The 25,430-nt window shown below is 35.0% G+C and carries 19 protein-coding genes and 1 tRNA gene; 6 read left to right on the plus strand and 14 right to left on the minus strand.

The window, feature by feature from the left end:
* Nucleotides 1-76 precede the first annotated feature (76 nt).
* Nucleotides 77-1,075: a tryptophan--tRNA ligase gene (gene trpS, locus K5X82_12475; protein QZT36096.1), complete on the minus strand. Its 999-nt coding sequence runs from the start codon at nt 1,073-1,075 to the stop codon at nt 77-79.
* Between the two features lie 213 nt (nt 1,076-1,288).
* On the opposite strand from trpS, the gene K5X82_12480 reads away from it, so the two are divergent.
* Nucleotides 1,289-2,545, plus strand: coding sequence for a threonine/serine exporter family protein (locus K5X82_12480; protein ID QZT36097.1), 1,257 nt, complete (start codon nt 1,289-1,291; stop codon nt 2,543-2,545).
* On the opposite strand, the gene K5X82_12485 is transcribed toward K5X82_12480, so the two are convergent.
* The gene (locus K5X82_12485; protein ID QZT36098.1) at nt 2,542-2,916 is read right to left on the minus strand and encodes a helix-turn-helix transcriptional regulator; all 375 of its coding nucleotides are present in this window, start codon (nt 2,914-2,916) and stop codon (nt 2,542-2,544) included. The two genes, K5X82_12480 and K5X82_12485, sit on opposite strands and share 4 nt — an antisense overlap.
* 123 nt (nt 2,917-3,039) lie before the next feature.
* Between K5X82_12485 and K5X82_12490 the strand changes: the two genes are divergently transcribed.
* Nucleotides 3,040-3,627, plus strand: a complete 588-nt coding sequence (locus K5X82_12490) for an NAD(P)H-dependent oxidoreductase (protein ID QZT36099.1) — start codon at nt 3,040-3,042, stop codon at nt 3,625-3,627.
* A complete protein-coding gene (locus tag K5X82_12495) occupies nt 3,620-4,024 on the plus strand; it encodes a DoxX family protein (protein ID QZT36100.1) in 405 nt (134 codons plus the stop codon). Before K5X82_12490 ends, K5X82_12495 begins: the two co-directional genes overlap by 8 nt.
* Before the next feature lie 51 nt (nt 4,025-4,075).
* Here K5X82_12495 and K5X82_12500 read toward each other — a convergent pair whose 3' ends face one another.
* The 12 genes from K5X82_12500 to typA form a co-directional block, all read right to left on the minus strand.
* Nucleotides 4,076-6,481, minus strand: a complete 2,406-nt coding sequence (locus K5X82_12500; protein ID QZT36101.1) for a TonB-dependent receptor — start codon at nt 6,479-6,481, stop codon at nt 4,076-4,078.
* 401 nt (nt 6,482-6,882) lie between these two features.
* Nucleotides 6,883-6,954 (minus strand) — tRNA-Arg (locus tag K5X82_12505).
* 76 nt (nt 6,955-7,030) lie between these two features.
* A complete protein-coding gene (locus tag K5X82_12510) occupies nt 7,031-8,194 on the minus strand; it encodes an aminotransferase class I/II-fold pyridoxal phosphate-dependent enzyme (GenBank protein QZT36102.1) in 1,164 nt (387 codons plus the stop codon).
* Nucleotides 8,195-8,384: 190 nt separating this feature from the next.
* Nucleotides 8,385-9,059: a DNA repair protein RecO gene (gene recO, locus K5X82_12515; protein ID QZT36103.1), complete on the minus strand. Its 675-nt coding sequence runs from the start codon at nt 9,057-9,059 to the stop codon at nt 8,385-8,387.
* Between the two features lie 8 nt (nt 9,060-9,067).
* Nucleotides 9,068-11,386 (minus strand): hypothetical protein, encoded by a 2,319-nt coding sequence (locus tag K5X82_12520; GenBank protein QZT36104.1) that lies wholly within the window; start codon nt 11,384-11,386, stop codon nt 9,068-9,070.
* Nucleotides 11,387-11,410: 24 nt separating this feature from the next.
* Nucleotides 11,411-12,001 (minus strand): non-canonical purine NTP diphosphatase, encoded by a 591-nt coding sequence (locus tag K5X82_12525; GenBank protein ID QZT36105.1) that lies wholly within the window; start codon nt 11,999-12,001, stop codon nt 11,411-11,413.
* A gap of 88 nt (nt 12,002-12,089) precedes the next feature.
* On the minus strand, nt 12,090-12,281 hold the full coding sequence (locus K5X82_12530; protein ID QZT36106.1) for a PspC domain-containing protein: 192 nt from the start codon (nt 12,279-12,281) through the stop codon (nt 12,090-12,092).
* A gap of 12 nt (nt 12,282-12,293) precedes the next feature.
* Complete coding sequence (locus K5X82_12535; GenBank protein ID QZT36107.1) at nt 12,294-12,800, minus strand: hypothetical protein; 507 nt, start codon at nt 12,798-12,800, stop codon at nt 12,294-12,296.
* A gap of 137 nt (nt 12,801-12,937) precedes the next feature.
* Nucleotides 12,938-14,389 (minus strand): PspC domain-containing protein, encoded by a 1,452-nt coding sequence (locus tag K5X82_12540; protein QZT36108.1) that lies wholly within the window; start codon nt 14,387-14,389, stop codon nt 12,938-12,940.
* A gap of 14 nt (nt 14,390-14,403) precedes the next feature.
* Nucleotides 14,404-14,730: a PadR family transcriptional regulator gene (locus K5X82_12545; protein ID QZT36109.1), complete on the minus strand. Its 327-nt coding sequence runs from the start codon at nt 14,728-14,730 to the stop codon at nt 14,404-14,406.
* A 402-nt stretch (nt 14,731-15,132) separates the two neighbouring features.
* Complete coding sequence (locus K5X82_12550; protein QZT36110.1) at nt 15,133-16,581, minus strand: transposase; 1,449 nt, start codon at nt 16,579-16,581, stop codon at nt 15,133-15,135.
* Nucleotides 16,582-17,449: 868 nt separating this feature from the next.
* Nucleotides 17,450-19,255: a translational GTPase TypA gene (gene typA, locus K5X82_12555; protein ID QZT36111.1), complete on the minus strand. Its 1,806-nt coding sequence runs from the start codon at nt 19,253-19,255 to the stop codon at nt 17,450-17,452.
* 1,204 nt (nt 19,256-20,459) lie between these two features.
* On the opposite strand from typA, the gene K5X82_12560 reads away from it, so the two are divergent.
* From K5X82_12560 to K5X82_12570, 3 genes are all read left to right on the plus strand, one after another.
* Nucleotides 20,460-23,027 carry a TonB-dependent receptor gene (locus tag K5X82_12560; GenBank protein QZT36112.1) on the plus strand — a complete coding sequence of 856 codons (2,568 nt, stop codon included), beginning with the start codon at nt 20,460-20,462 and terminating at the stop codon, nt 23,025-23,027.
* A gap of 41 nt (nt 23,028-23,068) precedes the next feature.
* Nucleotides 23,069-24,394 carry a hypothetical protein gene (locus K5X82_12565; GenBank protein QZT36113.1) on the plus strand — a complete coding sequence of 442 codons (1,326 nt, stop codon included), beginning with the start codon at nt 23,069-23,071 and terminating at the stop codon, nt 24,392-24,394.
* Between the two features lie 135 nt (nt 24,395-24,529).
* The gene (locus tag K5X82_12570; protein ID QZT36114.1) at nt 24,530-25,366 is read left to right on the plus strand and encodes a patatin-like phospholipase family protein; all 837 of its coding nucleotides are present in this window, start codon (nt 24,530-24,532) and stop codon (nt 25,364-25,366) included.
* Nucleotides 25,367-25,430: the final 64 nt, after the last annotated feature.

The raw sequence follows: 25,430 nt of genomic DNA on the forward strand, positions 1-25,430 counted from the left end.
TCGTAATGGTTAATTGAAATGACCTCTCGTAAAATCGTTGTAATTTTACGAGAGGTGTATGGTATATTCGATATGTTTAGAAGAATCGTTTAATACCCATTGTCTGTCTTACTTCTGCTAATGTTGCAGCAGCAGATTCACGAGCCTTCTCTGCCCCCATCTTAGCTACTTTAGCTAGGTATGCATCATCTTTTTCGATCTCGTTGAATCGCTCTCTAATAGGTGCAGTGAAGTTGATGATATCTTCAGAAAGTTGTTTCTTAAGATCTCCGTAGCGAATTTCACACTTATTGTAAAGACCATCAAAATGAGCAACAGTATCAGGACTTGATACCACATCCATTAGTTGGAAAAGGTTCTGAATGACTTCAGGTTTTTCTTGATTCATCTCCGTAGGTCCAGCATCCGTTACAGCTTTCATTACTTTCTTATGGATACTCTTAGGGTCTTCTACTAGTCCAATTGCATTTCCTTCAGATTTCCCCATTTTTCCTGATCCATCAAGTCCAGGTATCTTAACCATATCCTCTCCATCAAAAGTAAATGGACGTGGGATTGGGAAGAGTTCATTTTTATACATTCGATTGAAACGCTTTGCAAACTTACGTGCCATTTCAAGGTTTTGCTCTTGATCTTTTCCTACAGGTACAAGGTTGGCTTTGTGGATGATGATGTCCGAAGCCATTAGCACAGGATAGGTAAGAAGACCTGCATTTACGTTCTCAGGTTGTTTTCTTGCTTTGTCCTTAAAAGAGGTTGTTCTTTCAAGCTCACCTAAGTAAGAATTCATATTCATATACATATATAGCTCCGCAATCTCAGGAACATCACTTTGGATGTATAAAGTTGCTTTCTCTGGATCTACACCACAGGCAAGATATTCCGATAAAACCTGTCTTACATTTTGATGAAGACCAGCTGGAGTAGGGTGGGTTGTTAATGAATGCCAATCTGCAATAAAGAAATTACATTGAAAATCGTCCTGCATTTTCACAAAGTTCTTTATTGCACCAAAGTAATTTCCTAGATGAAGGTTTCCTGTGGAACGTATTCCACTTACCACAATAGGTTTCATATCTATCTTGTTTTTATTTTTTGCCAAATACTTGAGATACAAAAGTAACAATTTGTTTTCAATAGTGTTAATAACTCAGGGACTCTTTGTTTACATGAGAAAGGTTTCATAAAAAAGATGAATTGAATGAATCATTTATATATATCTTTATTGAAAAATTAAGGATTGTTACAAGTCCCATCATATGGGAATAATACTTTGTGTATAGAGGCTATGGAAATAGAATTTGAGATAGAAGAGAAATATCGATTGGTTGTACGTTTAGCTAAGATGTTACATAAATATGGTACATCTTCTTTCCGAGTGGAAGCTTATGTAACTGAGGTGGTAGAGCATTGGAACTTGAATTGTGATATTCTTGACTCTCCAACTTCTTTATCTTTTTCTTTCTCAGATGGAAAACATGATGGAAAGGCATTGCTTATCAGATCTAAACCTGGTGAAATTAACTTGGGTGCTTTAACCAAGGTTACCAAATTGATATACCATATTCTAGAGGATAGATATACACTTGTTGAAATCGATGACGAGTTAAATAAAATTGAGTCAGAGCGTCCATATTATTCGTCATTTGTAGAGTTCTTATCTTTTGCATTAGGTTCAGGAGGCTTCTCATTACTGTATGATTCCAATTGGGTTACTTGTTTTATTTCAGTATTCCTCGGAGGAATAGTCTATCTATTGTGGAAATTTGCAATGAAACATACCTATATGATTGGTATGTTTGAAATATTATCTGCCTTTATATCTGCTGTATTAGCGAGTGTCTTGAGTCTATTCTTTCCAACTCTTAGTATCCCAATAGCCATTTTATCTGCAGTCATCGTATATGTCCCAGGATTGAGTATCTCTTTGGCTTTAGAAGAGCTCTCTAGTCGTGGTTTGTTGGCTGGTACCGCTAGACTTATGGATGCTTTTGTGGTGTTGATAAAACTAATAGTTGGGGCATTGGTAGGAGTACAGCTGATGGAAAAATTATTAGAGATACCCCACAACTATATTGTAGATCCTGTTACTCCTATTACAAAGGGACTGGCAATCATCCTCTTATCTTTCTGTATTGCAGTACTCTTTAACGTGCAAAAAAGAGAAGTTATTTTTGGCGTAATATCTGGTTTTATTGCCTATCTATGTTCTTATATGTTAGGTCAATACATTGGAATGATCCCCGCTATTTTTATGGCATCAGTATTGGTTGGTGTCTATAGCTGTCTTTTAGGAGGCTGGCGAGATGTTCCATCTTTGGTATACATTGTTCAAGGAATTATCATTATGGTGCCAGGTAGCCGATCTTATATTGGAATAACAGATTTTTACTTTTCACAACCCATATCAACAACTGAGAATATGGGTCAATCGGCTCTATTTATGTTTGCTGCAATCATGGGAGGATTGATTATTTCTAACTCGATATTTACCATGGATAATATGAAGAGAATAAGAGAGGTGAGAAAACGTATGTGTCATTAGTTATTGAACCTCTGTCTCGCTTCTTGTATCTCTTGATGGTTAATTTGCGACCACTCTTCTAACGACTCTAAATAGGGGATGAAAGATAGACCTAATTTAGAGAGCGCATATTCAACTCTTGGAGGAACTTCAGGGTATATGTTTCGTATTATCATACCATTCTCTTCTAGGGATCGAAGTGTTTGTGTCAACATCTTTTGAGATATGCCCTCTAGGTTATCTCTTAAGTCTTTGAACCTTATTGGAACCGCATTTTCCACGTTATATCTATTGGATAATTCGTATATGATCAATAGACTCCATTTGTTAGTGATGATATCTAAAGTAGCCTTAATAGGGCACTGATCGAAAATAATGGATTTTTTTTTCATTCGTATCTATGTGTTAATCAGCAATAGTTACTTGAGGGTAAGTCAATTACCTAGAAGTAACGTATTGTTATACGCTCTTTTTGTTAATATGTTTGCAATATAGGTTTAATCTAAATAAATAAAATGAGAAATCTGATCATCTATACACACTTTAACAACGAGAGTTTTACAAAGGCTGTGGTAACAAAAATGGAACAAGAACTTCTAAATGCGAAACAAGAGGTAGAGCTTATTGATCTATATAAAGACAAATTTAATCCTGTTTTAGATCTTCAGGACTTTAACTATTCATTCAATGGAGGTGATATTCCCAAAGATGTCAAAGCATACCAAGAAACCATCTCTAAAGCCGATAATTTGATATTTGTATTTCCATTATGGTGGTGGCAAATGCCTGCAATCCTAAAAGGATTCTTTGATAAAGTCTTTACCCAAGGTTTTGCTTTTGAATATACTTCTGAAGGGCCAAAAGGATTATTAAAAGAGAAAAAAATCGATATCGTTATCAATACTGGTAGTAATGAAGCACATCTTTTTGGTAGTAAATCTGCCGAGAGTTTAGAGCATTATTTTAATTCAGGACTTTTAGGATATTGTCAATTGTCAGCAGACATCCACTTTTTCACAGATGTACTCCACGGACCCCATGAAGTAAGACAATCATATTTAGATCGTATTCCTGAAATATTAAAAATAGAGAACAATGATTAAAGACAAAAATAACGATTTGGGACTACTAATTTTAAGATTTGCAGTTGGAGCTTTAATGCTTTTACATGGTATCTCAAAAATTGGATCTTTAGGAATGATTGAAGGCATACTAGCATCTAAAGGCCTACCAACAGCTATGGCATATGGTGTATATATTACTGAAATAATAGCACCATTATTGATCTTGATAGGGTATAGAACACGTCTATCTTCTTTGGTATATGTATCAGGGTGTATCTTTGCATTTTTATTGGTGCACACCCATGATTTCTTTGCATTAAACGATCATGGAGGCTGGAAAATAGAGCTTTTGGGATTGTATACTCTTGGTGCAGTGGCACTATTTTTTACTGGAGGAGGAAAGTATGCTACTTCTACTTCAAATAGATGGGATTAAATTGATGAAGAGGAGAGCTCCAAATCAGTGGACAACTCTCTTCTTTTTGTTTTACAACCTCTTCAGATCTTGATTATTTACATCTTTTCGTTTGAATTTAATGTTTCCTCCGAGTGAGTAACTCAATGAAAGGATAACGCTTTGTTGATCACTATTTACTTTATAATATGTCTTCGTATTATTCTGTATCATCTCGAAACCATATTTTTGTGTGTTCAGTAGATCATTACCTGATAAAGATATATTCAACTTATTATTACTGGTCGTATAGTTGATTGCACAGTTTAGGTTTGAAGAAGAGAAGGTGGTCTCTCTATCTCCTTCATCCCCGGTGTTATACCAATAGTTTGCATTGAAAGATATGTTCTTGAACAAGGTGTTTACAAATGGCCTAAAGTCATTATTTATCCTGAAATAGGTACTCCATACTTCATTATCAACAATATCAAATCGGGCATCAGTATTTTTGTTTGTTCTCCAATTGGTTGAGGTCCCAATATTACAACTCCACCATTTTACTTTGAATCCATAATCTAGATTTAGATAGACTTTATCTTCCTTAAAATTATTGTATCTAGAGGTGATAAAGAGATCTTTCTTTTGGTCATAATACAACACATTGCTATTAAACATATCTCTGTCTTGAATGTAGCCTAGTGAAAATATAAACCTTTTGTGACTAAATCGAAATGAGTAGTTATCACTAATCATGGGCTTAAGGAATGGATTCCCTTGATTAATATATTTGTCTCCAGTATAGTTCGTTGCAGGACTCAATGCCCATATCCACGGTCTTGTAAAGCGCTTGTTGTAAGAGATTGTAAAACTGAGTCCACTGGATGTCTTATAGCCAAGAATAGCATTAGGAAAAAGACGTGTATAAGAGTTATTGTAGGTGCTGTCAATCTTTAATTCATAAGATGAAGTTTTTGTGTGTTCGGCTCTTACTCCTGCTCTAAAATATAATTTATTCCAATTCTTATTCATTTCAAGATATGATGCATAAATGTCTTCTTTGTAGATAAACTCAGTGTCACTTGAAGGTTCTCTTTTCCATTGTCCGTCATTAATTTCAGTAGAGAATATTCCATCTGATTTATTAAATGAGGCTTTAGCTCCAAGTGAGATTTCACACCCTAGCACCTCTTTCAAAGAGTAGTCTATTGCATAAGAGGTGAAATCACTACTGTTCTGCGTGTTGTTTCTACGATCCAAGGCATGTACATCAGGACTATTCACATTGTTGATAAGTAGGCCATCTGTTGTGTTTTTGGAGAACACACCTCCTGCTTGAAGAGTCAATAAATCACCTCTTTTATTGGTAGTGATATCTATTTGTGAATAGATATTTTGGATGTTTGCACTAGTAATATCACTATTATTATACCTGTTACTATAACTCTCAGAAAAGCTCTGTGATTGATTCTGGTAGTTTGATATGTGTTGATCCCCGAGATACGATTTCCTATTGTCTTTATCTAAATAGCTATACCCAATACCTATTGATAGAGTTTTAGAGAAGTCGTAATTTATCTGAGAGCGAACCCCTCGATTATAAAGGTTATTATTCTGTTGTACGTTGTCTATTAAATGCAGATTGAGGGGATCTTCTTGGATCATGAATATTTCATTATCCGGTTTGTTCCTGCTGATATTAATTGCACCATTAAAACTAAGCTTATTTCTCTTTATTGTAATGGAAGTATTTGTACCATAATCTTCTCCTCTGTCTCTTTTTCTTGCTTGAAGTGATAGGTTCGCACCAATAAAATCACTCTTTTTCTTTTTCAGAACAATATTAAGTACCCCGGCATTTCCTCCAGCATCATACTTTGCTGGTGGGTTTTCAATTATCTCAATATCTTTAATATCTTTTGGATTAATAGTCCCCAAATAGGATGATAGAGCATCTCCGTCAAGATTTAATTGTTTGCCATTAATGGTCACAATTAAAGCACCCTTTCCGATCATATTAATGGTTTTATTATTTGTATCCACGATAAGGCCAGGAGCTTTGGATAGAAGATCAAAACTATTGGCACTGGTGTTACTTGCATAACTGTTCGCAACATTAAATATCACTTTGTCATGTTGAGAAATAATCCTGCTTCTTTGTCCCATGACTGTAACTTCTTGAAGATCTTCAAGAGGAATAAGTCTTATGGGGTCTAGTGATATTACTCCTTTTACACCGATATTTTTCCACTGTGTTTTGTAGCCAACATAGCTAATGCGTAATAGGTATTCACCTTTTGGAAGTTGAAAGGAGAACTCTCCTTGACTATTTGTTACTGCCCCCTTGACATAGCTACTATCGCTCTTTGCTAAAATAAAAGTGTTAACTAACGGAAGTGGTGCCTCTTTATTATCTACAACTTGACCTGTGATGGTTTGTGCATTTCCTTTTAGAATAAAAGCAAGAGTAAGTAGTGATAAAAGAATACTTCTAATCTTCATTTGTCTGGAATTAAGTTAGTAAATCAGTTATTCCTTAAACTAAAGTGTAAAACATCATTTTGATGCATTAGATTATTTACACGAAATAGTTAAGGTACACTTTAGTTGATGATAATGTGGCAATGGTTTTACTTAGAATCCATTCTTTTGAGGTAACGGGTATCGCTTCATATTCGTTGGATTCACAACAATAAACATACTGTTTGTAGAGATAAGACGATAAACACTGAAAAAGGTTACATCCATCCAATAAATTTTTTAAAATATATGACAGTGGATATTTTACTTGTCGTTATAAAATCTATATTTCATATGGTCAAGTGATGCTTAATAGGGAGTAAGTTCGAAGTATATGGTAATAAAAAAGGCTTTAGTGATGAACTAAAGCCTCTCTTTCTTTGTACCCACACACGGATTCGAACCATGATCTACAGTTTAGGAAACTGTTGTTCTATCCCTTGAACTATGCAGGCATTTGTATTTAATGCGAATGCAAAAATATAGTTTTTTTTATCCCATCCAAAGGAAAAACAGGGTATAAATATAAATTTATATAGTTTCTACGGTTGCAGTAACACTATTTAGTTTGTCTGCCAACTGATCTAGTATATCATTGGGTTTTGCAAAACAGATGCGAATTAGATGACTTTTGCGATTCTTCTCATGTTGGAATACGGAAACTGGAATTGTCGCAACACCATAATCTTTAATGAGTCGTTCTACAAAATCAACATCAGGTTCATTCGATATCTTGCTATAATCAAGGATTTGATAATAAGTTCCTTTACATGGAACAAACTCAAAAGCACTATCCTTTATCAAACGCAGAAAATAGTTTCGCTTGCCTTGATACATCTCAGAAAGATCACCATTATCTTTGTATGACGAAAGATATTCTGCCAAAGCTAACTGAGCAGGAGTATTGGTACTCTGGCCATTGTAAGATTGAGCCTTGACATACTCTTTAATTAATTTCTCGGGTCCTAATACATATGATATGCCCCAGCCATTGATCCTAAATACAGGTCCAAAATCAGACACAATTAATGTTCGTGATTTCAATTGTTCATATTGAGCAAAGCTGTGGTGTTTTTCTGTATCAAAGACAATCTTCTCAAAAGACTCATTCCCAACAATAATGATATTAGTACCATTGGTTAGTTTGATTAAACTTTTGATATCGTCATCAGACATCACTCTTCCTGTTGGGTTTTGAGGTGAGTTTAGAATGATCATTCTTGTTTTTGTAGAGATCATTTTTTTCACCTCTTCCCACTCTATTTGGAAGTGTGGGGCCTTAAGTCCAATAAACCTTGCGCGGCCTCCATTCCCTTCAATCGGAGGGATAAAGGATTCAATAGAGGGTTCAAATACAATGACTTCGTCCCCTTCTTTTATGAAAGTATTAATTGCAGTAGCAATACTTTGAATCGTGCCTGTGGAGATCGTAATCTCAGACTCTTCATCATAGTTTGCACCATACTCGCTATTAATGCTTTGCGTTATTTGTCTACGCAAAGGAGCTACTCCATTTAGAGGTGCTACATTATTTACTCCCTCTTTCATGTATTTCTGAACGAGGTTGATTAGCTCGTCTGGACATACAATGTCAGAAGAAGGAAGAGCTACATTTAATGCATTGTGCTCTTCAACAAGTTTATTAATATGTGCGAAAATGTTATTTCGCGAAAGAGGAATTTTTGCTGTTGCCATATTCTTTATCTAGAATAAAATCCAAAACAAAAGTAAACAAAAAACAGATGGTTCATCATTCATCAAGTTAATTATAAACAAAAAAGACCTACATTTTTAATGATTAAATATGCTAAACAACTAGCTGCATGATAAATAACCAATAATAAAAAAGATGCTGTTTTTATGTCAACCTTATAAGAAAAACATTTTAAGCAAAGATTTGTTTGAGAACATCAAGCGATTTTATCTTAAGTGATATGTTTAATGATCTCTCAATATGGATAATAATCACCTCAATCCACCTATTTCTTATTCCCCTATTCCACCTTATTTCACTTAACATATCAAACTTTAATTGTTCACAACGATAGATAGAGGATTCGATTTCATTCAAGCTCAGGTATTGGTTAAGATAATCTTTTGTGAGTTCATATCCTTGTATCTTGATTAGTTGAAATAGGAAAACGATATGAAAATTCTCAGCACCTCTGCCTATAACATCTAACAAATTAAATGCATTAGATACAAATTCATAGAGCATTATAGCATGATCTTCCTCTACTGTTAGTCTATTCATCGATTCACAAAGAAAGAATGCTTGACTTGATTTCATTACATCGTATGGAATAGACTGGTAGCTATGTATCAAGCTAACCTCTTTTAGCTGGTACAAATTTTGCCTGATACTCTGTTTTATTACTACACATTGTATTTGATTGGATGGTTGGAGGTAGGCACGTAGCGCTTTTCCCTTTTTTGAGGATATTCCCGAAACAATACAGCTTAACTTCCCATAATCAGGAGTAAGAAGATGCACAATCTTCTTACTAGATGTATAGTTCGTTGTATATAGTACAATCGCGTGGGTGTGTAGTGGCTCCATGGATAGACTTAATTGAGAATAAGGATCTTACTTTTCCCTGTAATGGTACCGTCAGGGTTGGATACAAGAACTTGATATACACCAGAAGCAGTCTTATGACCAAATCTATCGACACCATTCCACACTACTCGTCCTCCTTTTGACTGCAATACTGCGATAAGAATATTACTAGAGTTTACGATTCTAACTTCGCTATCGATTGCCAATCCATCAATGGTAACATAAGAGTGTTTCGACTGTTGGTAAGGACTAGGATACACCGAGATATTATCCATTGTAATGGATCCTTTTATCGCATCCCCTTTCATTGACACTACGCCTTGTTTCGTAGTGATAAATACTTCACCAGTTACAGGCTCTACAATAATTTGTCGAATATCATTTGTTGGAATAGGACTATTGTCGATGTCATAATGTTTGAGTTGTACGCTTCCGTCTTGATTAAAAAGATATACACCACTATTTTTTGTCCCTATCCATTTTTGGTTTCCTTCATCTATTGCAACAGAAGTTACCTGTTCACTCTCTAATATAGGGTGAAACAGATTATCATCTAGATTTTGTGACGGTTGAAATGCATAAAAATCTTGTTTTGTAAGGGAACTCTCTGGGTATGCATAGACGAATACCCCTTTATTTGTTCCAACCCACACCTGTCCATTCTTATCCAATACCATTTGTGTGACCATACTTGGATCGGTAAAAGTTATTTCTGAGTTATTCTGGAATAGAGCCCTGACTTTGATCACACGCTTTTGACTACCATCTTTGCTCATCACGAATATCTCGGGAGTTAATACTTTCGGAACCCATATTTGACTGCCTACTACATATGGTCTTTTAACCCAAGGATAGTTGTCTCCATCTGGAGATGTAAATGAGGTCCACTCTCCATCTTTATAACGATGGAGAAATGCTTTGGAAATCGTATTCGTAGCCCATAATGTACCATCATAATCTATATCCATTCCTCCTATTCTTGTATATCTTCCCGTTGGATTTGCATTTACTAAAGTACTGTTGGTATAGAAAAATACATTCTTACATATGTTGGCCTGTAACTCCATTACTCCAGAGCCATAAGAGCTAACAAAAATATGATCTTTGTCTTTAGGGTCCACGACAATATCGGTTAGGTCATTAAAACCTAAGTCTTTATTCTCTTCGATATCTTCTCTTAAGTAGGTTGTCCATTCATCCTTTGTTGCATCAAAGGATGTGAAATGAAATGGATTCCATGCATTCCACCATTCATTTTTTAGGAAGCCATTGACCACATACAGTTTATCATTGAAAATCCTCATGTTTTGGAAATCAGTACTCTTCGGACCTTTTTTAGTGATTAACTCTCCATGTTTTTGATCCTCCGATATAATAAGCCCCTCTGTTTCAGATCCAATAGATAAGTTTCCATTCGAATCAATGAAAGCATCATTAAAGCTAAGATTATGGGCTTCATCATTCCATTGTAATGACTGTATGGTTGACATATTATCCCAATTGTCTCTATAAATATTCAATCTACTTTTTTCGATGATCAACAACTTGTCATCAACAGCCTTAAGAGTTTTTAATGATGAGCTTCTCCAAGGTGTCGCATTGTATTCTCCACTTTCAGAGAAATAATATAAATTTTCATTACCATTACATCCAACTAGTAATTGACCATCGAAACATTCGATATTGGATAGTTCAGATGTGCCATTTTTAGGATGAAAACGCCAATTTTGATAGTTCATCTTATTGATGTCAGGCGACATAGAGGCTTTATATATCCCGGCCGAATTGACGGCGTAAATATAATTATTGTATATACATAGATCTAAGATTTGAGTTTGAGAACTATTGTCTCCAACAATCCATGTCTCTTTTATCTCCATCTTTTTCGCATCTATCCAAACTATTCCGAAGTCACATGATAGGTATATGTCATTCTTATTTACATAGATACTCGAAATGGATTTATTCTTCAAGGTAGATGAGTAGATGATATCATCTATTACATACACTTCCTCTCCGTCAATAATGTTTACCCCGCCATTATTATATCCAATGATGATATTCTTTCCTACGTGATTCAATGCAGTAGGAGAGGTGTAGGAGAGTCCACTTACCTTTGAATATGTCTCAATTTCTTTGTGTTCATTATCAAAAACAAGTAATCCTGTATTAGACAAACCTATTACTTTATTATCAAAAGAGATGACATTTTTAATTGAAGTATAGCTATCATACACAGTCCACTTCTCTCCAAAACTATTAGTTGAAAAGCCAGTGAATAAGATGAATAGAAGAATAAAAGAGTACTTGTCTTTGATGTTCAGCATAATATTGATGATTGAAACGAGTGGTTATGATTTCTTTGAATTGTATGTTTTGAGAAATGAAATCAATTTGCGAACCGCAACACCTCTGTGGCTTATAAGATTCTTCTCTGAACTTGACATCTCAGAGAATGTTTTATTATATCCCTCTGGTTGGAATATTGGATCATAACCAAAACCGTCTTTACCCGAACGCTCAAGTGTAATTTCGCCTTTAACAACTCCTTCAAATTCATATTTTTGATCATCAATAATAAGTGAGATAACCGTACGAAATTGTGCTTTTCTATTTTCACTTCCTTTTAGTTCATGAAGAAGTTTGTCCATATTGTCTTCTGCCAAACAATTGGGACCAGCATATCTTGCTGAATAAACACCAGGAGCACCATTCAGTGATTCTACTTCCAGTCCAGTATCATCAGAAAAACAGTTGTGATGATACTTTTCATGGATATATGAAGATTTAATCAATGCGTTTCCTTCCAGCGTTGATGCCGTTTCAGCGATCTCTTCATGACAGTCGATATCATGTAGTCCTAAAACTTGATATGTATCTCCAACCATCTCTTGGATCTCTTTTAACTTATTGGGATTGTGGGTAGCGAATATGATTTCCATAATTACATACGATTAAAATGACAAATGCCACAAATATAAACGTAATATTTGTGGCATTTGGTATATATGCAATGATCAAATCACTTATTTAGAAGTCGTTTTCCGAAGGAATAATTATTGCCATTACAATGTAGAGTACTGGGATTATTGGTATAAAGAAACTTAAAATGATCGTAGCAACCCTTACAGCTACAGGATCAATTTCAGGATTAATATACTCTGCAACACCGCCACATACACCAGCGATAACTTTATTTCGTGATCTTCTTAATTTTTTCATAATTCAGTTCTATTATAGACCGATATCTTTCATCGCCATATCCTTTAAGTAGTCAAGCTCAAGATTACCAAACTCCCCATAGTAGGAAACAAGAAATGATCCTTGATCTTCTTTCTCTGTTCTTATAAGAATATGGAACTCTTGAATCTTTGATTTCTCATGAATAACCCAGGCATTAAATGAGATATCTTTACGGTCAATATTCATTTCATTAACAATATCATAAAATTTGAAAGGCTTTTTACCGAATGCCTTACAAACAAACTTCTCAAAAGAGGGTTTTAAATCATTCTTTGAGACGTCGTAATGAATAAAACGCACTTCATCAATATGGTTAACAATCTCTGCTTGTTGTGCTCCGAGGTCTGTAGAAGACATGCTAATAAATGGTCTTGACATCTCCATGTATGTTGCAGCTTCACTCGCTTCTATAGAGTCATAAATGTCATCTGACTTCGATTGTGCTATCGCAACACATGAAAATAGAAGTAAGATTAGAGAGAGGAATGTATTTTTCATGCTATTATTAAAAGTTTGATTGATATATTGTTTCTAAAACATAGTTTGTGTAAAAATAGAAAACAATATGGTTATATTATAATAGCATTGCGATTGATATGCTTTTTATTTTGTTCAATTACATCACTTTCAGTATGCTACTTGCTTACATTCTTCAATCCTTTAGGTGTTTGTTTCCAAAATTTATCAACCATCTCATAGTCCCATGTATTGTCTATGTTCTTCACATCATCTAGGGTATTTGATAGTGACTTATCGATGAAAATAGTTCGACCTACTGGAAGTTTAAGCTTAAAATATAGCTCCTCCACCATTGGATCTCCTTCGTATATATGAGTCGATAACAAAAGAGTATCACCTTTTAGTTCATAATACATCTTTGCATTCTCAAGGTGACCTTCTGATAGGCCCGCTTTTATCTGAAGAGCAAGATTGTTCGACTTGTGCTTCGTAATATTAAGTTTTGATATGTTCACTAATTCACCCTCTGATTCGATCTCCTTCTTCTCTTTGATCCAAAGTGTGTCTGGGTGAGACTTTAATACGTAATTGAAAGACTGTTTTATTGTGCTTTGAGAGAACGAACGATCTGCAAAATTAGACCATGACACCCCTTTAAATGAGTTGTTGTTAAACTGTTTTAGATAATGATTAACTCCTTTAAAAGTCTGTATACCACAACCAATCCATAGAATTATAAGAAATACACTGACCCACCTTTTGGTGTTTAAATCCCAATCGATACTCTTTAGTTTGTATATTAAGATGATAATTAATGGTATAACAAATAAACCAGCAACTGCAGCCGATTCTAATGAACTAAAATGAAGTGCATCCATGGTTAAATTTGTTCCATTGATAACCATGTGATTTCCGATAATTGAAGGAAAGACCATCAAAAGAGGAAGAAGAAGAATCATTACCAATAGCACAATGAAAAATGGGAGTAGGCATAGAAACAATATTATTCCGAACAACCACTTTAGGCATCCACTACCACTGTTTCGAAACATCATCTCTTCATCTATCTCTTGAGAATATTTCTGTATATTTTCTACAGTAGGAGGGATCCCCTTCATCTGCATGTAATTTATACGTGTCCGTGCTTTGGGTATAATGATCCATAGCAGAATATATATAAGAATACCAGAACCAGCAAATAGACATGATAATATAAACAATAGTCTCAATATAGCTACATTGACATTCAGATATACTGATATCCCTGCAAGTACTCCTCCTATGATTCCTCTTTGAGGATACCTAAATAGCTTCTTGCTAGGTTTCTGTGGAGTTGGAGCTTCATTCACATTTTCTTGATCCTCTTCATCATCAAATAGTGATGGATCACCTAATTGGTCTATAACCCTATTTGCGGTAGCAATATTGATAGAACGATCCTCTTTAATTCTCTCTTCAATAAATAGCTCTGCAATTCGCCCTTCAATATCTTTAATGATCTCTAATGCCCCTTCTTGGCCATTGAAATGCTTATTTAATTTATCTAGGTAAAGGTTCATTACTTCGTACGCATCCTCGTCAATAAGGAAGGTAGTACCTGCGAGATTAATAAAAACGGTCTTTTTCATGTCGATATTTAAGATTATAGATTTTTTATGTTATTCACTGTACTAGACAACTCTGTCCATGATTCTTCAAGCCCTGCCAAAAATTGACTACCATCTTCTGTGAGTGTGTAGTATTTGCGTGGTGGCCCTTGTTGTGACTCTTGCCATTGATATTCAAGAAGTCCTGCATTCTTTAGTCTTGTAAGTAGAGGATAGAGTGTTCCTTCCACAATAATCAACTTGGCATTTTTAAGCTCCTGAATCAATTCTGAAGCATATAATGGCCTCTTAGATAAAAGTAGAAGTACGCAATACTCAAGTATCCCTTTACGCATCTGTGCTTTTGTATTGTCTAACTTCATAACTAATAAGGTTGGTGATTTTCATCTTTGATATTACAAAGGTTATAAAAAATATAGTACTATGCAATACATAGTACTGTGTAAATGCATAGTATTATATGTTCTGTAAGGATAGATCGGACAGAATTGATATGGTTAAAAAAAGTTAACTGATGTTTATCTATACTTTTGTCTATATTGAGTTCTTTGTATTTGATGATAAATATTGATGTATATCTTTTAACTCAACGAAGAAGAGCTTGTTTGGATTAAGACCCCTATTGAATTAAGTAATACGGAGATATCACTCTCCCAAATAGTTTTAGAGAATAGATAGGTCTTTAAATATGAATGTGTATATATCCGACCAAAGATTGACAGTAAAACAAAAAATAGTCTTAAGATCTGATGTTTCCCATGTCTTTATTCAGGTTCATAAACCATTGATTCAATGAGCCTAAAGAATTTATTATTTTCGGGTTTATTTTTAAGTGCACTGATTATCAATTCATTAAAATCACTATCGATGATTTCTGCGAGAGTTCTCATCAATTCGAGGATAAAACCCCAAATTCGTTGTACTATTACAAGTTCCATTCCTTGATCTTTTACATGAGCAAAGATTCCACCTAGCGTCTCATATGCCTCGAACCTTTTTGCTAAACTAAAAACGTTAAACTCAATAATAGCTACAGATAGATCTGCTATTTGAGCATCAAAATCACTCGATTGAGATTTTCCTAAACCAAAATAGTTCTTTGATTCCTTAAAAAAGACCTCAATACTCCATCTAATACTATATATCTGATAAGCTTTCTCTATGCTCAGCTTTGTATTTGAAGATACCAATAAATGCCATTTCCCTCGCTTACTGTTCTTGCAAAAGAATAGTTTTACATCTGTACCTTTATATTTCACTGTGACTTCTGCACAATATAGACTAAGTGACTTTACCCATTTTACTCTCTTTCGCTGTTTAAGTAAGAGAGCAAGTTCTTTGGTGCTATATTCTTTGTCTTTGAAAGAATATTTAGCACTAGACATCTTAGCCATTGCAACAAGATGCATACCATTAGAGATCACAGTTTTTAATATTGAATCACAGAAGAACCAACTGTCCATAAGTATGTAGTCTACTGTAATTCCTTGTTTAATAGCATTTACCATCATCTCTTTTGCCATCGTTATTTTATCAATAACGAGTTCTTTCTCTCGGTTAAACCCATTACTCTTTGTTGATCGTTTCTTTGAGAACTGTTTTTTACGTTGTTTGGCAGTGAGTCCAAATGGAGTCTTTTTATTCTTCCCTCTTTCTTTATGTAGAGAGAAGTCCAATGTAAAATAGCTTTTGCCATCCCATAAACCTAGAAATAATCCTTTAAAACCAAATATATAACGATGGGTTACATGCGACCATATTTTACTAACATGTTCAGTTTTGTAGGTAGACTTCTCAAAATCAGTATCGTCAATAATTAAGCATCTTTCTGCTTGATTACAGTCATCAGAGTGAGAGTTTTTGGCTATTTGACCAAAGAGTTTATTATTACATGATGAAACTATAGTACGCCAATCTATCTGGCTGTTATTTTTAAATCGATAGAATGTATTCTTTTGTGCTTCTAACATCTCTGATAGATAATGCTTACTGTAGCTATAAATATTAGGGATAGAGAAAATTGGGAAAAGTAGTAAGCCTAATAGTATGTCACCTTTGAAGTAAGTAGACTGAGGCAACTCTTTATTTCCTAATTTCAGTTGTCTTAAGTTGAGTAACTTGTAAAGGCTAATAATTCGATTAATTCCTTTTTCACTTGAACTGAAAAAACTCTGTGTCTCTGAAAAAACTTTTGTACTTTTATTCTGAAGCATGATTTATTTGGTTATTGGAACAACATTAATTTACTGATAATTAATGAATTATCAAAATAAACATGCTTCTTTTTATGCTGTAAATCAAGATGTTAGCCTACATGGGAAACATCAGTTAAGATATTATTAGCATAGAATATTCATCTATTTATCATTTTTGATGAATGAAGTATCAATAAAGTATCCTTGAAGTATCAACAAACTACGGAGGAGACCTATGGTAATCCAAGGATTGTTGGACGTTTTATGACAATTTGGTATGGAATGTTATCAATATTTCAGGGGTATGGTTGATGTAAATTAATCTCTTTATGGGAAACAGTCTGATATCTGATTTATTTTTTGATTCTTTCATTTTGCATATTTATTAGCGATAAAGCATCTCTAAGAGGAGAACTCTTTAAAGCCTCTTTCCTTTGATTAACATGCTACTATCCCCTGCTTTCGTATGAATATTATTTGAAGTACATTCGAATTTCCCTCACCCAAAATGGAAAATCGATGAATGAACTTCGAGTGAACTTTGGGTAATCTTCGAGCCATCTCAGAGGAAAGGTATAGGAAGGTAGCTTGTTAGTGTGAGCTTGGTGTATTAAGATATGCTAATGATATAATAAATATCCTTTTAATCATTATGACAGAAGTGCATATCATATTAAAGCTTTAGGGTCGACAGTTTGGCACTTTCAAAGAGTTGTTGTCGTAGACGTGTGATGATTATCTTATGGCGAAATTATGGTATCTGAGTATAGCGTACCATTCCCTATGGCTATCATCAAAGAAGGTCTCTTGGGTCTGCATAAAAAAAGAGCATTGACAGTTGTCAATGCTCTTTTGGTAATATATTCGTGCGACAAATTTATCGGTCTTATCCGATCTGCTTTGAAGCTCTTTTTCTTTCGTTCTCATCCAAAATGATCTTACGAATACGGATAGACTCTGGAGTCACCTCTACGTACTCATCTTTTTGGATATACTCTAATGCTTCTTCCAAGCTAAAGCGAATAGGAGGAGCAAGTTTTACTTTATCATCAGTACCAGAAGAACGTACGTTAGATTGTTTCTTACTTTTTGTTACGTTCAAAACAATATCATCCGCTCTACTACTTTCACCTACAACTTGACCTACATAGATATTCTCTTGAGGGTCTACAAAGTAGTTACCTCTATCTTGAAGTTTGTTAAGTGCATATGCAAAAGTTGTACCTGTCTCCATTGCAATCAATGAACCATTTGTACGTGTTGGAATAGCACCTTTGTATGGTTCGTAAGCTACAAAACGGTGTGACATAACAGCCTCACCTTGGGTTGCAGTAAGCATATTTGTACGAAGACCAATGATACCACGTGATGGAATACGGAATTCTAAATGGATTCTGTCTTCCTTACGTTCCATGTTCAACATTTCTCCTTTACGGCGAGATACAAGATCGACAGCAGTTGAAGAAAGTTCTTCTGGAAGGTCGATACTTAACTCTTCAATAGGCTCGTGCTTCACTCCATCAATCTCTTTGATTAACACCTGAGGCTGTCCTACCTGTAGTTCGTATCCTTCACGACGCATTGTTTCGATTAGTACTGACAAATGTAGTACACCACGACCATATACATTCCATGCATCCGCAGAAGCTGTTGGCTCTACTCTTAGTGCAAGGTTTTTCTCTAGCTCCGCTTTTAGACGATCACTGATGTGTCTACTTGTAACATATTTACCCTCTTTTCCGAAGAATGGAGAGTTGTTAATAGTAAACAACATACTCATTGTTGGTTCGTCAACAGCAATAGGCTTTAATGGTTCTGGATTTTCGAAATCACAGATGGTATCTCCAATGTCAAAACCGTTAATACCAACGATAGAACAGATATCACCATTGCTAACAGATTCTACTTTCTCTTTACCAAGACCTGAGAATGTATAGATCTCTTTAATTTTAGTTCTTTTGATAGAACCATCACGTTTTGCAAGAGATACGTTCATTCCCTCTTTCAATTCTCCTCTATTAATACGACCGATCGCAATACGACCAACATAGTTAGAGAAATCAAGAGATGTAATCAACATCTGTGGAGTTCCAGGATTCTCGATAGGAGCTGGAATGTTCTCAACAATCGAATCAAGTAGTGCAGTGATGTTGTCTGTTGGATTATTCCAATCCGTACTCATCCATCCTTGTTTTGCAGAACCGTAAATTGTTGGGAATTCTAATTGCTCTTCTGTAGCTCCAAGGCTAAACATTAGATCGAATACCTGCTCTTGAACTTCTTCAGGGCGACAGTTTGGTTTGTCTACCTTATTTACAACAACGATAGGCTTTAAACCTAAATTGATTGCTTTCTCTAGTACGAAACGTGTTTGAGGCATCGTTCCTTCGAATGCATCTACTAACAATAGAACACCATCGGCCATATTCAATACACGCTCTACTTCACCACCAAAGTCCGAGTGACCAGGAGTATCGATAATGTTGATTTTAGTGTCGTTATATTGAACCGATACGTTCTTCGATAGAATAGTAATTCCTCTCTCTCTCTCTAGATCGTTGCTATCAAGAATAAGGTCTTTTGTTTCCTGATTTTTTCTAAGAACATTCGCTTGCAGAATCATCTTATCCACCAAGGTTGTCTTACCGTGGTCAACGTGAGCGATGATCGCAATATTTCTAATATTTTGCATGATTTCAAATTTAGTGCGCAAAAATACATATAAATATCACGCAATGAACATATTTCCTTGTTAAAAATCATAGATCTTTGATTATTAACGTTCTGTTCACTTTAAAGTATGCGTATTGCCCACTTTTTATTGGAGTTTATCCATTTGCTGAAATAATTATTCAAAAATAAAGATTTTAATGATATAGCACTACGTGTTTATAAAATAAAGATTTTAACGACACAAAACGATAATGATATGATCTCTCCTTATTGTATTTTTAAATGGTTCATACTTCGAATATAAATATTATCACAAGAGAAGTCAGATGGCTGTTTTTTCTTCTGTATAGGTGAAAAAGTGCTGACATGATTCACTCTTCATTTCAATATATAGATTGGCTAAAAAAAGACACTTCAATATTATATCACAATGTCATTTACCCCATTCTGGTTCCAATTATCTTCATGTTTTGGGTAAGCAGCTGGGTACTTAATATAATGAGTAATCGATGTGGATAAAATTCTTAATAGGTTAATCGAATTACACTATTTTGATTAATTAGGGGGTTCCTTTCGTAGGTAGAGATCAGTATTTAATGATGAAAGTAGTTCATCGAGCCAATAGAGTTCAATAATTATGAAAAAGTGTAGATGTTTAAGAACAGTTGGCTTGAAGTAATATGAAAACTGGAATAGCTTGTGGATTGTTGTTGGATTTCGATTTGTGTTGATGATTTAAAGGTTTAATTGGGTGCTAGATGGGTAAATGTTAGTTTGTGATTCTCTATTCTTTCATATTTATAACACAATGGATTTCTGTCATTAGTTTAATATAATACTTATTGTCTTCTATAGCATATAGTTGTATGATTTAAGTCACCTTGATCATGTTAATGAAGTGTTAACTTGCTCGTCCTTATCTAAAAAAAATGATTAAGAGTTTTTTAGGGGGATTAAAGTATTATGTGTTTGATTTAAAGTCTATTAAAGATAATATTTTAAAAATTATTTTTTAGATAGTTAATATTAATTTAATCAACTGCATTGAAATTAAGACTTATTTTGTTGTCAAAATGTTAAACCAACTACCTGTTTTAATAAAATTTAATACAGGGATATATTGAGAGAGAATTAAGAGGCACATCTGTGTGGTGTGTTTCTGAAAAAATTGAAATCAAGCTTTAGAAAGCTGACTTATATTTAAAACCCTTTAAATCTAAACGATGAGAAGAACTGCTATTTGTTTTTATCTCCTAATCTGTTTATGCTTAACATCCTTTGCAGCACTTGCAGATGGAATCATAACTGGTAAAGTTGTGGATGCAACGACCGGAGAAGAGCTAATCGGATCAACAGTGATGTTGAAAGGAACAACACGAGGCACTGCCACTAAATTTGATGGTACTTTTGAATTGAAATCACCAGCTGGGAAACAGACATTGGTGTTTAGCTATGTCGGTTATGCTGATTTAGAGAAAACGATAACTGTCACGAACGGTTCAACTGTTGATTTAGGTCAAGTTGGACTAGATGATAATGCTATTGGTATTGCCGAGGTGAGTGTTTTGGCTTCTGTTGCAGTAAATCGTGAGACCCCTGTTGCGATCTCTACGATTAAACCAGAGATCATTCAAGAAAAGTTGGGATCACAAGAGTTTCCTGAAATTCTTCGTTCTACACCATCTGTATATGTAACACGTCAAGGTGGTGGATATGGTGATTCTCGTATTAACCTACGTGGTTTTGACTCTAGAAATATTGCTGTTCTGATTAATGGTGTACCTATTAATGGAATGGAGAATGGTAAAGTATATTGGAGTAACTGGGCTGGATTGAGTGATGTAACTCGTTCAATGCAGGTGCAACGTGGACTTGGAGCTGCTAAGGTTGCTGTACCTTCTGTTGGTGGAACGATCAATATTTTGACCAATACAACAGACTCGAAGCGTGGAGGTAGTGCATATTACGGAACAGGTAATGATGGTCGTCAAAAAGAGGCGATTACTCTTTCTACAGGTATGACAGAAGATGGATGGGCAGCATCTGTTAACTTTGCACACAACTCAGGTAAAGGTTGGGTTAATGCTACTGATTATGATTCATGGTCATATTTTGCAAATGTATCAAAACGTATTAATGACTACCATAGTTTATCATTAACTGTTTTTGGTGCACCACAGACACATGGACAGCGTTACCAAAGAATGAAAATCAGTGAGTATCAGACTATCGCAAGAGATGATTACCGTTACAACCCAGATTGGGGATGGAAGAATGGCGAGAAATATAATTCATCTCAAAACTATTACCATAAACCACAGGCGATCTTGAATCACTTCTGGACATTGAACCCTTCTACTTCTATATCAACTGCCCTTTATGGTTCAGTAGGTAGAGGTGGTGGACGTCGTACTGCAGGAGATAATAGAAACGCGTGGGGTTATAAGAGTACAGACTATCGTGTAGAGGGGCAAATTGACTATGACAAAATAGTAGATGAGAATATTGCTGCAAAAGATCAAGGTTCTCAGGCATACTTTGTTAACAGTGTGAACAATCATGAATGGGTTGGTATTTTATCGAATCTAACTCATGAGATTGATGATCGTCTGAAATTGACTGGTGGTTATGACTTACGTTGGTATAAAGGAATGCATTATAAAGAGGTGGATGACCTTTTAGGAGGATCTTTTGCTATTGATGATGGTGATGTGAATAATCCCAACAGATCAGTATGGGAGAATGATACTGTGAGTTATTATAATGAAGGTAAAATCCTTTGGGAAGGTGGTTTTGCACAGTTAGAGTATTCTAATGATATCATTTCGGCATTTGTTTCAGGATCATTCTCAGCGAAACAGTATAAGAGAATTGATTACTTTAAGTATAAGCCAGGTAACCAAGAGACGGATTGGAATAACTTCTTTGGTTTTAGTATTAAAGGAGGAGCAAACTATAATATTACAGAGAAGCATAATGTGTTTGTTAATGCAGGATATTTTGAGCGTCAGCCTGACTTTAATGCGGTATATACAGATAACTCGAACAATTTTAATGAACAAGCAGCTCCAGAAAGGGTGACTAGTTTTGAAATTGGGTATGGATTTACTACGCCAACATTCCAAGCGAATCTTAATGGATACTACACTTTATGGTTAGATAAAACCATGAATAGTACGGTATATGATCAGGGTGGAAACAGATATACTGCAACACTTTTAGGTCTTGATGCACTTCATATGGGTCTTGAGTTAGATATGCGATTTACTCCTACAAGAGAATTAACGATTACAGGACAAGCTTCTATTGGTGATTGGAAATGGCAAAACAATGTGACAGATGTGCAGTTGTTTGATGAGAATCAGAATCCATACGGAGAAACTTTAGATGTTTATATTAAAGACGTACACGTTGGAGATGCTGCTCAAACTACTATTAGTGCGGGAATTGACTACGAAGTATTGAAAGATGTTAAGATTGGTGCGGACTATAGTTATTATGCAAAGAACTTTGCACAATTCTATTTAACAAGTAGAAAGACAGCTGAACCAGATGGAGCAAGTAATCCAGATTCATGGCAACTGCCTAACTACGGGTTAGTTGATTTAAACATAAGATGGGATTTCAAGCTTGGAGGATTAAGTTCAACCCTTTATGGAAAAGCAAATAATATATTGAATACGGAGTATGTTTCAGATGCTTTAGATGGAACGAATCACACTTGGCAAGAAGCTGACGTATATTATGGAATGGGTACTACATGGTCAATGGGATTTAGAGTACGTTTCTAAATATTTGCATGTAATTGTTAACCAGTAAATTAGAAGATACAATGAAAAAATATATATATTATTTAGTCCTAGGTGCTGTTACGCTTACGGCATGTGACCCGATGTCAGATATAAATGATGAGGTTAGTAAGGATATATCAGCAATGAAAAAACTTCAAGCAGAGCAGGCTTCACAAACTAAGTTAGATGCTACTGCTGAAGAGTTCATGATGTCAAGTAGTGATATTGGTATTTTGAACACATTAATTACAGGTGAGGAAAAGGATAAGAAGAAAGATGAAGAGCATGCAAAAAATAAGGAGTATATTCTGTCTCAGCTAAATTCTACTGATTTCACTCAAGAGGAGTTAGATGAGATGTTTGTGTCATTTAATATGGCAGCAGCTAAAAATGCATTTCCTGTTAGCACGAAGGATAAATACCTAAGTGAGGGGCTTCGAGTTATTTTAACGAAGAACTATAATGCAACAAGTGGACAACTTGTTAAAGTGAAATATAATGTGAATAACCCTTTATCTCTAAAAGAGGCTAAAGATACTTATACAGCAACAGATGCTGATTATAAGTCAGCAGGAGAGCGATTTGATAACTTTAGTAGGGAATCAAACATTGTGAAATTCTTAACGGCTAAATATGATGTTACCACTTTTGACAGAGGTGATTATGTGAAATTGACATACAAATATTATGATGGTAAGTCACATTCATATACAGCAGTACCGATGGTTTTTGATGGAGAAGCTTTTATTATTCCAACAAAATTAGAGAGTAGTGAATATACCGCGATGGGGCTTAAATATCCTAACTTCTCTAGTGACGCTCAGGCAGATGAATATGTTTCGAAATATTATACATATAATAATATCTTCGCTAAAGAAGGAGCTGTATTAAACAAGATTGTTACTGTTCGGAAGAAAGTTGAAGGTTCGTACAAGAGTCTAAGTTATTTAGTAAGAATGGTATATAAGAGTGGTTCTTACCAGATATTAGGTGATAATGAAGAACAAGGTAAGCATTATGTATATATCGCTGAAGTTGGATTAGCATACAAATATAAATGGATCTCAATTCCTCCTTTTGTAGCAGAAAAAGTAGAGGGAGATGTAACTCCAGACAAAAAGTATACTTTCACTCATGAAGATTATGAGATGGTTGGCAATGGTAGATACAACAACTTTGATATGGAGCCAACTCATACATGGGCGCAAGAAAGTGATGAGAAGGTTTTCATAAAGATGTTAGAGAAAGTTCTTCGTATTCGTTTTGCGACAGTAGAATCTGGAACTGTTATCGAAGTCACTTATGAGAGATATACTAAGGATACAAATGCAGTAACATCAAAGATACTAATAAGTCTGAACCTATAATTCTTAAGTTGTTGAGAGTTACGTGATTCATAATTATTAATGTCATAATTAAAGAGGGCTATTCCTATTTGTATAGGGATAGCCTTTTGTATTTGTGATTAAATTAAAATGTATCTTTGATAAAACGATAAAATAATGGGAAAAGAGATTGTTTTAGTTTTAGGTGGAGGTGGAGCTAAAGGGTTAGCCCATATTGGAGCTATTAGAGCACTAGAGGAGAATGGTTTTGTCATAAAAGAGGTGGTTGGAACCTCAATTGGAGCTTTGGTTGGTGGTGTTTATTGTGCGGGTGGATTGGATGCGATGGAGAAGAAAATGGTTTCTATGAAGCGTACTGATTATCTTAAGCTCGTGGATGTAACCATTGGAAAGGAAGGCTGGGTTAAAGGGGAAAAGATATTTGGTATCATGAAGAGTGAGGTAACTAAGGATCAAGATATTTCTTCTTTATCTATTCCATTTACAGCCGTTGCTACTGATTTGATAACACATGAAGCAGTAGCGCTTTCCAACGGAAGTTTGTATGAAGCCATACGTGCTTCGATTTCGATACCTGATTTTTTCGTTCCTGTTTATCGTGAAGGGATGAAGTTGGTGGATGGGGGTCTTCTTTCTCCTCTTCCTCTTGAGTTCGTAATAAATAAACATCTTCCTGTTGTTGCTGTTAATTTAAGTGGTAAACCTACTAGAGCAGATTCAAGTCAAGATGATGGTGGTAAGAAGGTCTCGATTATCTCTAAGTTACATCTTCCTTCGTTGAAGATCGCAAGTTTGGATATTTTAACCTCTTCCTTGGAGTTGATGTTAATGAAGATTTGTGAGCAATCAATTCAATTTAATCAACCGAAACAGGTTGTCTCTATTCCTTGGGATAGCTGTCAGTTTCATGAGTTCTATAAAGCAAAAGAGCAGATAGAATTAGGGTACCATCTGACTTTAGATAGCTTGGACAACCATATTACTGATAATTGAATGGATCTTTTAGACGTGTTTGTAGGGTTGGATTTTTTTATATTTGATGGGTATTTATGAATCA

This window comes from Prolixibacteraceae bacterium (assembly GCA_019856515.1).
Taxonomy (GTDB): Bacteria; Bacteroidota; Bacteroidia; order Bacteroidales; family Prolixibacteraceae; genus Halosquirtibacter; species Halosquirtibacter xylanolyticus.

Coding starts and splice junctions, on each gene's coding strand:
- trpS (QZT36096.1), bottom strand. CDS start 1,075: ATGAAACCTATTGTGGTAAGTGGAATACGTTCCACAGGAAACCTTCAT.
- K5X82_12480 (QZT36097.1), top strand. CDS start 1,289: ATGGAAATAGAATTTGAGATAGAAGAGAAATATCGATTGGTTGTACGT.
- K5X82_12485 (QZT36098.1), bottom strand. CDS start 2,916: ATGAAAAAAAAATCCATTATTTTCGATCAGTGCCCTATTAAGGCTACT.
- K5X82_12490 (QZT36099.1), top strand. CDS start 3,040: ATGAGAAATCTGATCATCTATACACACTTTAACAACGAGAGTTTTACA.
- K5X82_12495 (QZT36100.1), top strand. CDS start 3,620: ATGATTAAAGACAAAAATAACGATTTGGGACTACTAATTTTAAGATTT.
- K5X82_12500 (QZT36101.1), bottom strand. CDS start 6,481: ATGAAGATTAGAAGTATTCTTTTATCACTACTTACTCTTGCTTTTATT.
- K5X82_12510 (QZT36102.1), bottom strand. CDS start 8,194: ATGGCAACAGCAAAAATTCCTCTTTCGCGAAATAACATTTTCGCACAT.
- recO (QZT36103.1), bottom strand. CDS start 9,059: ATGGAGCCACTACACACCCACGCGATTGTACTATATACAACGAACTAT.
- K5X82_12520 (QZT36104.1), bottom strand. CDS start 11,386: ATGCTGAACATCAAAGACAAGTACTCTTTTATTCTTCTATTCATCTTA.
- K5X82_12525 (QZT36105.1), bottom strand. CDS start 12,001: ATGGAAATCATATTCGCTACCCACAATCCCAATAAGTTAAAAGAGATC.
- K5X82_12530 (QZT36106.1), bottom strand. CDS start 12,281: ATGAAAAAATTAAGAAGATCACGAAATAAAGTTATCGCTGGTGTATGT.
- K5X82_12535 (QZT36107.1), bottom strand. CDS start 12,800: ATGAAAAATACATTCCTCTCTCTAATCTTACTTCTATTTTCATGTGTT.
- K5X82_12540 (QZT36108.1), bottom strand. CDS start 14,389: ATGAAAAAGACCGTTTTTATTAATCTCGCAGGTACTACCTTCCTTATT.
- K5X82_12545 (QZT36109.1), bottom strand. CDS start 14,730: ATGAAGTTAGACAATACAAAAGCACAGATGCGTAAAGGGATACTTGAG.
- K5X82_12550 (QZT36110.1), bottom strand. CDS start 16,581: ATGCTTCAGAATAAAAGTACAAAAGTTTTTTCAGAGACACAGAGTTTT.
- typA (QZT36111.1), bottom strand. CDS start 19,255: ATGCAAAATATTAGAAATATTGCGATCATCGCTCACGTTGACCACGGT.
- K5X82_12560 (QZT36112.1), top strand. CDS start 20,460: ATGAGAAGAACTGCTATTTGTTTTTATCTCCTAATCTGTTTATGCTTA.
- K5X82_12565 (QZT36113.1), top strand. CDS start 23,069: ATGAAAAAATATATATATTATTTAGTCCTAGGTGCTGTTACGCTTACG.
- K5X82_12570 (QZT36114.1), top strand. CDS start 24,530: ATGGGAAAAGAGATTGTTTTAGTTTTAGGTGGAGGTGGAGCTAAAGGG.